Source organism: Streptomyces sp. NPDC059166 (assembly GCF_042755185.1).
Taxonomy (GTDB): Bacteria; Actinomycetota; Actinomycetes; order Streptomycetales; family Streptomycetaceae; genus Streptomyces.
In genome coordinates this window covers 1-8,940 of record NZ_JBHZCI010000079.1, presented here as the reverse complement: position 1 = coordinate 8,940, position 8,940 = coordinate 1, and the positions used below count along the sequence as shown (strand labels likewise).

Annotated in this window: 8 protein-coding genes; 6 read left to right on the top strand and 2 right to left on the bottom strand. The window is 71.7% G+C overall.

The window, feature by feature from the left end; translation table 11 throughout:
• Window positions 1-379 precede the first annotated feature (379 nt).
• A complete protein-coding gene (locus tag ACFXOA_RS31850) occupies window positions 380-730 on the top strand; it encodes a hypothetical protein (RefSeq protein ID WP_385035602.1) in 351 nt (116 codons plus the stop codon).
• A gap of 96 nt (window positions 731-826) precedes the next feature.
• Here ACFXOA_RS31850 and ACFXOA_RS31845 read toward each other — a convergent pair whose 3' ends face one another.
• Window positions 827-1,480 (bottom strand): Type 1 glutamine amidotransferase-like domain-containing protein, encoded by a 654-nt coding sequence (locus tag ACFXOA_RS31845; RefSeq protein WP_385035600.1) that lies wholly within the window; start codon window positions 1,478-1,480, stop codon window positions 827-829.
• Window positions 1,481-1,526: 46 nt separating this feature from the next.
• Complete coding sequence (locus ACFXOA_RS31840; RefSeq protein ID WP_385035598.1) at window positions 1,527-2,735, bottom strand: RNA-guided endonuclease InsQ/TnpB family protein; 1,209 nt, start codon at window positions 2,733-2,735, stop codon at window positions 1,527-1,529.
• 30 nt (window positions 2,736-2,765) lie between these two features.
• On the opposite strand from ACFXOA_RS31840, the gene tnpA reads away from it, so the two are divergent.
• The 5 genes from tnpA (at window position 2,766) to ACFXOA_RS31815 (ending at window position 8,830) form a co-directional block, all read left to right on the top strand.
• Window positions 2,766-3,176, top strand: a complete 411-nt coding sequence (tnpA, locus tag ACFXOA_RS31835) for an IS200/IS605 family transposase (protein WP_385035604.1) — start codon at window positions 2,766-2,768, stop codon at window positions 3,174-3,176.
• A 563-nt stretch (window positions 3,177-3,739) separates the two neighbouring features.
• Window positions 3,740-4,750, top strand: coding sequence for an acetylglutamate kinase (gene argB / locus ACFXOA_RS31830; RefSeq protein ID WP_385035596.1), 1,011 nt, complete (start codon window positions 3,740-3,742; stop codon window positions 4,748-4,750).
• A gap of 127 nt (window positions 4,751-4,877) precedes the next feature.
• Entirely contained in the window at window positions 4,878-5,777 is a 900-nt protein-coding gene (locus ACFXOA_RS31825) for an ABC transporter ATP-binding protein (RefSeq protein ID WP_385035594.1), read from the top strand.
• Window positions 5,774-6,757: an ABC transporter substrate-binding protein gene (locus tag ACFXOA_RS31820; protein WP_385035592.1), complete on the top strand. Its 984-nt coding sequence runs from the start codon at window positions 5,774-5,776 to the stop codon at window positions 6,755-6,757. Before ACFXOA_RS31825 ends, ACFXOA_RS31820 begins: the two co-directional genes overlap by 4 nt.
• A 6-nt stretch (window positions 6,758-6,763) precedes the next feature.
• Complete coding sequence (locus ACFXOA_RS31815; protein ID WP_385035590.1) at window positions 6,764-8,830, top strand: iron ABC transporter permease; 2,067 nt, start codon at window positions 6,764-6,766, stop codon at window positions 8,828-8,830.
• The last annotated feature ends 110 nt before the right edge of the window (window positions 8,831-8,940 follow it).

Below are 8,940 nucleotides of genomic sequence, written 5' to 3'. Positions count from 1 at the left end.
GGACTGCTGCGGGGTACTGCGGGGTACTGCGGGGTACTGCGGGGTACTGCGGGGTACTGCGGGGTACTGCGGGGTACTGCGGGGAGCCTGCCGTCCGGCCGCTCGGCCGTCAAGGGATCTTTGCAACTCTTTTCATGTTCTTGCGCAAGAGTCCGGCGCCGGCTCGGCCGGCGGAGCCCTGTCCGTCCGGCGCCGGACCGGTCGGGCACGCCGTCGCGCAGGGCGCCAGAGGCCCGCACCGGGCCCTGTCCGCGCGCCCCGGAGGGGCGGTCGGCCGGACTCCCCGGGCGCGGCGGAATCCATCTGCTTGAGATGGCCCGCAGATGGGAAGACGGTGTGCACCAGAGCCCGCCGGCGGGCCCGGATAGTGGAGGTCGTGATGCTGTCACACAGATCTGAACGTGGTGTCCTGGTCCTCACCGTGCGGGAGGATCCGGGGATCGGCGGACGGGCCGAACTGTCCTCGGAAATCGTCGCGTTCCTGGAAGCCCACCGCCCCTCCCCGGTGCTGGTGGTGATCGAGGAGGCCGCTGCGACACCCGCCACAGCCAGCGCGGTGCTGCGGGCCCACCGCCTGTGCGGCGCCTGGGGTGTGCTGATGTCGGTGGCCACGGCCAGCTCCGCCGTACGACGCCTGCTGGAAGCCTCCGCGGACGTCGGGGGGAACCGGCTCGCCGTCCACCACGGCGTCGACGGGGCCATCAGCGCGACGTACGGGGAAGCCGCCTGACGACACCTGAGCCGTCGCCATGCGCCCCGGTCCGGGCACGTGGCGACGGCCGTCGGGCCACTCACCGCGCCGAGTGGAATCCGACGACGGCGTCGCTCAGTGGACCCTTGTGACACCACCGTCGATCACGAGGGCCTCGCCGTCGCGCAGGACCCGATGGGCGACCCCCTCCGCGCGGTAGCGGTCCGCCACACGCCCGAGGATCTCCGTTTCGGGATGCCCCGGTGAGTCGATGTGGGGCACGACGGCGTAGTCCAGGAGAGCCAGGCCGTCCCATCGGGCCCGGTCACCGTAGGCGACCTCCACCGCCTTCGGATCGTCGCACTCCTCCAGCCCGCGCAACTCAGGAGCCAGGACACACGCTCCGGCGCTGTACCCGGCGTAGACGAGGACGTCGCGGCGCACCAGGTCGGCGAGGATCCCATCGGCACCGCTGCGGGCGAGTGCCTGCCGGAGGACGAATACGTTGCCGCCGCGCACCCAGACAAGAGGGAAACGGGACAGCGCCGCCGCGACACGACCCGCCGGTCGATCGAAGAACTCCCGCAGGTCCACGACGACCGGGTTCAGTCCGAGTTCGGCCAGAGCATCGAGCTCGCGCTGGAGGGCGGCCCGGCGCTCGTGACCCGGCAGGGCGTCGATCGCGTTGGCGATCACCGCGACGTCCACGGTGGCAACCCGTCGGTCCAGGAGCGCCAGCATCCGGCCCGGGTGATCGCCCGTACGAAACGAGGAGAGATACATCCGCATCGGTGGAACTTGACATCCTCTCCCCCTGAAGGGGGGAGATTCCCGCCTACCGTGCCGTTGAGGGCTGCGGTGTCGGGTGGGTTCCTGCTTCGCTGCGCGGTGCCGGAACACGTTCCGGTCTTACCTGCGCTCGACAGGCTGACACGGCCAGTCCGGCCGCCTTGGCGACGTTGACCGCCGCGTTGATGTCCCGGTCCAGGACCGCCCCGCACGCCCCACACGTCCACACCCGGACGTGCAGCGGCTTGGGGCCGTCCTTCACGCCGCACTGCGAGCACACCTGGGAGGTCGGCTCGAACCGGCCGATCTTCACGAAGGTGCGCCCGTACCGGGCGGCCTTGTACTCCAGCATGGTCACGAACGCCGACCATCCGGCGTCGTGGACGGACTTGGCCAGGCGCGTACGGGCGAGTCCCCTCACCGCCAGGTCCTCCACGGCGACCGCTTGGTTCTCGCGGATCAGCCGGGTGGAGAGCTGGTGGTGGAACTCGCGGCGCGCGTCGGCCACTCGCGCGTGAGCGCGGGCGACCTTGATCCGGGCCTTGTTCCGGTTGCCGGAGCCCTTCACCTTGCAGGCCAGGGCACGCTGGGCCTTCTTCAAGTGCTTCTCGGCCCGGCGCAGGAAGCGCGGGCTGTCGACCTTCGTCCCGTCGGACAGGACGGCGAAGTGCCCGAGACCGAGATCGATACCCACCACGGGCACGACCTCGGGAAGGACTTCCTGCGGGCCGGTCTCCACGACGAAGCTCGCGAAGTACCGGCCGGCACTGTCCTTGACCACCGTCACCGTCGACGGCACTGAGGGAAGCGTCCGGGACCACTTCACCTCGACGTCGCCGATCTTCGGCAGGCGCAGCTTCCGACCCGGGGTGATCGACCAGCGGGCGTTCGCCGTGAACCTGACCGACTGCCGGGTGTCCCGCTTCGACTTGTACCGGGGTGCGCCCATGCGGGGGCGTTTACCCTTCAAACCGTCGAAGAAGTTGCGGTACGCGGTGTCCAGGTCACGCAGGGACTGCTGGAGGACGACCGCCGAGACCTCGCCCAGCCAGGCCCGTTCCGGGGTGTTCTTCGCTGCGGTGATCAGCTGCTTCGACAGGTCACCGGTCTTCGGGAACGGCATGCCCTGGCTGCGGGCGGCCTCCCGAGCGCGGAGCCCGTCGTTGTAGACCACCCGCACACACCCGAACGCCTTCGCCAACGCTGTGCGCTGACCGGCGCTCGGGTACACGCGGAAGCTGTACCGAAGCTGCACAAGATCACGCTACGCACTTGACTCGCCGGTATCGACGCGAACATTCGTACGGCCTGTCACCGCGCTCTCCGCATGCACGTCCACCTGGCTTCCCTGACGAAGTACCGGCACCCGGTCTTCGCCGACCGACACCCGACGCGGTGCGAGGAGATCATGCGGGCCGTGTGCGAGGACTTCGAGGCCGAGCTGGTCGAGTTCAACGGCGAGAACAACCACGTCCACCTGCTCGTGAACTTCCCGCCGAAGGTCGCCGTGTCCAAACTGGTCAACAGCCTCAAAGGCGTCTCCTCCCGGCGGCTGCGCCAAGAGTTCCCCGACCTCGTCCGCCACTACTGGCGGGCACAACGACTCTGGTCCGGCTCGAACTTCGCCGGTTCCGTCGGCGGCGCACCGCTCAGCATCGTGAAGCAGTACATCGAGCAGCAGAACCGGCCGCACTGACCTGAGCTGAGGTGAACAGTGCGGATCCGTGCACACAGCCGAGATCAGAGCAGCTCTCAGATTCGCTTCACCACCGGGCTGAAGCCCGGTGCACTGCGAATGGATCGGTAGCCGAGGCGCCCCGTCGGCGACTCCGTGGGGGAACGGTTGTCGTCCTCCGGGCCCCGCGAGAACCGCGACAGGCTTCGTTCGCCGAACCGGGCCCGACGGACGGGGTTCGTCGCCACCTTGCTGCATCGTGAGGCCGGGCGGGCGACCTCGCGGGCGCAGCGGGCAAGCCGAACGACGTCCGCGCGACCCGGCCGATGACGTACGGGCCGTCAGACGACCTGCCCGGCAGGCCGGTTCCGCCGCCCGGCCCTGCCGCCGGCACGACAGACCGAGACGCGGGCCCTTGGAGGCGGGGGACGAGCCGGCCCGGGGCGACACCGAAACATCCCCTATTAGGTTAGGCTAACCTACGTCACGATCGGGGGTTGGGGCGGAACAGAGCAACCACTCCTGTTCGCGCGTCAGTTGATCGATCGGTGCGGCTGGATCCGCACGAACGGAGTGGGAGCGGAATGAATCCGTCCGTCAGGGATCGTCCGGAGGCGACGGCGCGCGCCGGCGCCCTCGCGCCTCCACAGCCGCCCGAACGCGGCGTCGTCGTCGTGAAGTTCGGCGGGCACGCCATGGTGGACACGGATCTCCGTCGGGCGTTCGCGCGGGATGTTGTGGACCTCCGCACTTCGGGCCTGCGCCCCGTGGTGGTGCACGGGGGTGGCCCCCAGATCAGCGGCATGCTCGACCGGCTCGGCCTGGAGAGCCGCTTCGAGGCCGGACTGCGGGTCACCACCCCCGCGGCCATGGACGTCGTACGCATGGTGCTGGCCGGTCAGGTGCAGCGGGAGATCGTCGGGCACATCAACGCACACGGGCCGTTCGCCGTGGGGATGACCGGCGAGGACGCGCACTCGATGACCGCCGTCCGGCGGCCGGCCGTGGTCGACGGCCGGCCCGTGGACATCGGGCTCGTCGGTGATGTCGTGGACGTCGATCCGGGACTGCTCCGCGCGCTGCTGGCGCAGGGTCACATCCCGGTGGTCTCCCCTGTGGCACGCGGGGCCGACGGGCTGGCGTACAACATCAACGCCGACACCGCGGCTTCGGCCCTGGCCGTGGCCCTGGGCGCGGAGCGCCTGGTGATGCTCACGGACGTGGAAGGGCTGTACGCGGACTGGCCGCGCAGCAGCGAGGTGATCGCGAGTCTCGGCGCCGACGCCCTGGGCGCACTGCTCCCTGCCCTGGAGAGCGGCATGCTGCCCAAGATGGAGGGCTGCCTGCGGGCCGTACGTGGCGGCGTGGGCCGGGCCCACGTACTCGACGGCCGGGTGCCCCACGCCCTGTTGCGCTGCCTGACGGACGAGACCGCTCCCGGCACGACCGTGCTCCCCGGAGGCGGCACGGCGCGCCCGCACGTCCGGCCGGGCCGGTCCCGGACGCCGCACCCCGGGCACCCCTCCCCCACCCGGCCGACGCCCGCACGAAGTCCCGGAGCCGCGCACGCGGGCCGGACCGCGGCCGGGGCGTGACCGGTCCCTGAACGAGCGCGGCGGGGTGACGGCACGCCCTGCCGTCGGCCCGCCCGGACCGGAACCCCCTGGCCACGGACGGGGACCCCGTCGCCAGCACCCGTAAGGGCAGGCTAACCTAACGTCCATGAGAGCTGGTGAGAGCACTTCCAGCGCTGGGGGCACCGCTGTGTCCACGGCGCTGTCGCGTACCCGTGGACACGGACTGACCGCCGAGGCGGTGACCGTGGCGTACGGCAAGGTCGATGTCGTCCACGGGGCGGGAATCACCCTTCGGCCCGCCGAGGTGACCGCCCTCGTGGGCCCGAACGGCAGTGGCAAGTCGACGCTGCTGCGGACGCTGGCACGGCTCCAGAGCGCACGTACCGGAGAGCTCACGATCGACGCCGGAACGGAGGACGCCACGGACGGTTTCGCACTCGGGGCACGCGAGTTCGCCCGGCGGGTCGCGTTGCTGACACAGTCCCGCTCGACGCCGGGCGGACTCACCGTGCGCGACGTGGTCGACTTCGGCCGCTACCCCTACCGGGGGCGCTGGGGCCGGCCCGATCCCCATGGTGCGGCCGCTGTGGACCGGGCGCTGAGCCTCACCGGGGTGGAGAACCTCGCCGGCCGTGGGGTCGACCAGCTCTCCGGCGGTCAACTGCAGCGCGTATGGCTCGCGAGCTGTCTGGCCCAGGAGACCGACATCCTCCTCCTGGACGAGCCGACCACCTATCTCGACCTCCGCTATCAGGTCGAACTGCTCGACCTGATACGCGATCTCGCGGACGACCACGGGATCGCCGTGGGCGTCGTCCTGCACGACCTGGACCAGGCGGCGGCGGTCGCCGACCGCGTCGCACTCCTCCGCGCCGGGCGCATCGTCGCCGACGGTGCGCCCGAGGACGTGTTCACCCCTGACCTTCTCTCGGACGTCTACGGCATCCGTATCGACGTGGACACCGATCCCTCGACCGGCAGGCTGCGCACCCGCGCCGTCGGCCGCCACCACTCAAGATCCGAAAGGCTCAGCACCGCCTCATGAGACGCCATCTGCTCGCCACGGCCACCGTCGCCGTCGCCGCCCTCTCCCTCGCCGCCTGCGGCACCACCGAGCCGTCCTCCGACGACTCCGCGGCTTCGGCCAAGCCCGCCGGGAAGATCACCCTGACCGATGCCAAGGGCACGAAGGTCACTCTCGACGGACCGGCCGAGAAGGTCGTCGCCACCGAGTGGAACGTCGTCGAGGACCTGGTCGCACTCGGAGTGGACCCCGTGGGTGTCGCCGACGTGAAGGGCTACACCGCGTGGAACACGGCGGCCCCCCTCACCGGTGACCCCAAGGACATCGGCACCCGCGGCGAACCGAGCATCGACACGGTCGCCGCGCTCGCCCCGGACCTGGTCGTCGCCACCACCGACCTGGCGCCGGCCGTCGTCAAGCAGCTCCGCAAGGTCGCCCCCGTGCTGGAGCTGACGTCCGCCGACGCCGCCGACCAGATCGGGTCGATGACGGAGAGCCTCGATCTGATCGCCGAGGCCACCGGCAAGCAGGCCGAGTCCGAGGCCCTCAAGAAGGACTTCGACACGAGCCTCGCCGAGGGGAAGAAGGCGCTGGACGACGCCGGCCTCGGCGGCGCCGAGATCGCCTCGGCGGACGGTTACGTCGCCTCCAACCAGGTCTCCGTCCGCGCCTACACCGGCGGTTCGCTCCTCGGCGCGGTCAACGAGCGACTGGGCCTGAAGAACGCGTGGAAGGTGAAGGGCGACGAGAGCTACGGCCTCGCCACCACCGACGTCGAAGGCCTCACCGGTCTCGGAGACGTCCACTTCACCTATGTCGTCAACGACGTCGACGGTGACGCCTTCGCCGACAATCTCTCGAAGAACTCCGTCTGGAAGTCACTGCCGTTCGTCAAGAACGACAACGTGCACCGTCTGCCCGACGGTGTCTGGATGTTCGGCGGCCCCCGCTCGATGGAGGCGTACGTCGACTCCCTCGTCGACGCGCTGACGAAGAAGTAGCGCGCCGTGGCCGTCATCGAGAAGCCCGCGGTCGGCCGCGACCGCACCGCCGCGGCCACGACGGGCGCGGTCGCCGTGACGGCCACGCTCGTGCTGCTGGTCGTGGTGCTGTGTGCCGTGGACATCACGCAGGGCACCGCCGACGTCGGCGCGTCCGAGGTCTGGAACGCGCTGACGGGCGACGCGGAGGCCGGCGACGCCTCCGTGGTCATCGCCTCGCGGCTGCCGAGAATGGTGGCCGCCGTCCTCGTCGGTGTGGCCCTGGGCATGGCGGGCGCCGCCCTTCAGGCGGTCAGCCGCAACGTGCTCGCGGCGCCCGACACCCTTGCCGTCAACGCCGGTTCGTATCTGGCACTCGGCCTGGTCGCGGTCACCGGCACCAGCCTTCCGCTCCTCGCCTCGTCGGGGGCCGCCTTCGCGGGCGGTCTCGCCGCCGCGGCGGTCGTGCTCGGACTGTCCGGGCTCGGCAAGGGCACCGTCCGTCTGGTCCTCGCGGGCACGGCCCTCTCGCTGGGCCTGAACGCGATGACCGAGGCCCTGCTGCTGTTGTTCCCGCAGCAGACCGAGGGCCTCTACCGGTGGAACCAGGGCAGCGTCGGCCAGAACGGCTTCGACGGTGTCGTCCAGATGGCGCCGGTCGTCGTCGTGGGCCTGGCCGGCCTGCTGCTCGTCGCCCGTCGCGTCGACGCACTGGCGCTGGGCGACGACGCCGCGCAGGGGCTCGGGGTCTCCGTCCGGCGGACACGCGTGACGACCGTCGTACTGGCCACGCTGCTCTGCGCGGCGGCGGTCACGCTGGCCGGTCCGATCGGGTTCGTCGGCCTGTGCGCGCCCGCGCTCGTCCGCCCTCTCGCCCGTCGCTTCCGCGGGCTGGTCCGCTCCCGGGTGAGCCTGCCGGTGGCCGGTCTCGTCGGAGCCGCCCTCGTGCTCCTGTCGGACGTACTGCTGCGTGCCGTGGTGCCGGCGGACACCGCCGTGGAGGTTCCCACGGGTGTCGTCACCACCGTGGTCGGGGGGATCTTCCTCGTCGTGATGGCGCTGCGCGCCCGGGACACCGGTTCGGCCGACGCGCCCGACCGGCTGCGGATCCCCAGCCGTACGGCTTTCGCCGCGACCGTCGCCGTACTGGCCGTGGTCCTTGCGGGCGTGGTCGTCGCGGCCGTGCTCCTCGGCGACACGAAGCTGCTGCTGGGTGACGTGGTGAACTGGGCTCAGGGCGGCGCCGGACGGGTCGTCAGTTTCGTCCTCGACACCAGGGTCCCCCGGGTCTCGGCCGCACTGCTCGCCGGCGCGGCGCTGGCACTGTCCGGCACCCTGGTCCAGGCGGTCACCCGCAATCCGCTCGCCGAACCCGGCATCCTCGGCGTCTCGGGAGGCGCCGGTCTCGGGGCGGTCCTGCTGGTCACCTCGGTGGAGTCGCCCGGTTCGTGGGAGGTCGCGGGGGCGGCGTTCGGCGGGGCCGCCCTCGCCGCGGCGCTGGTCTTCGGGCTGGCCGCGCGGGGCGGGTTCAGGCAGAACCGTGTGGTCCTGCTCGGTGTCGGGGTGTCCGCCGCGGCAGCGGCTCTGATCAGCCTCGTCATCGTGGTCAGCGATCCGTTCGACACCACGAAGGCCCTCACGTGGCTGTCCGGTTCGACGTACGGGCGGACCATGCCCGACGTGGTCCCGGTGGCCGTGGTACTCGCTGCCGGGGTCGTCGTCGCGGTGGCCCGGCGCACGGAGCTGGACCTGGTCGCCCTGGACGAGGACAGCCCGAGGCTTCTCGGACTCGGTCTGCCCCGGGCACGCTTGGGCTTCCTCGCTGTGGGCGTGCTGCTCGCCGCCACGGCGGTGGCGGCCGCGGGCACCATCGCCTTCGTCGGGCTGGTCGCGCCGCACGCGGCGCGGGCGCTCGTCGGACGCCGGCACGTGCGGGTCGTCCCGGTCGCCCTCCTCCTCGGGGCCCTCCTGGTCTGCCTCGCGGACATGGCCGGGCGCACGGTGATCGCCCCGGCCCAGCTCGGTGCCGGTCTGATGACGGCGGTCATCGGCGCGCCGTACTTCGTCTACCTGCTGGTCCGCACCCGGCGTTGAGGGGTGGTGGGGGGGGGGGGGGCCCCCCCCCCCCCCCCCCCCCCCCCCCCCCAACCCCCCCCCCCCCCCCCCCCCCCCGCCCCCCCGGGCCCCCCCGCCCCCGAGCACAC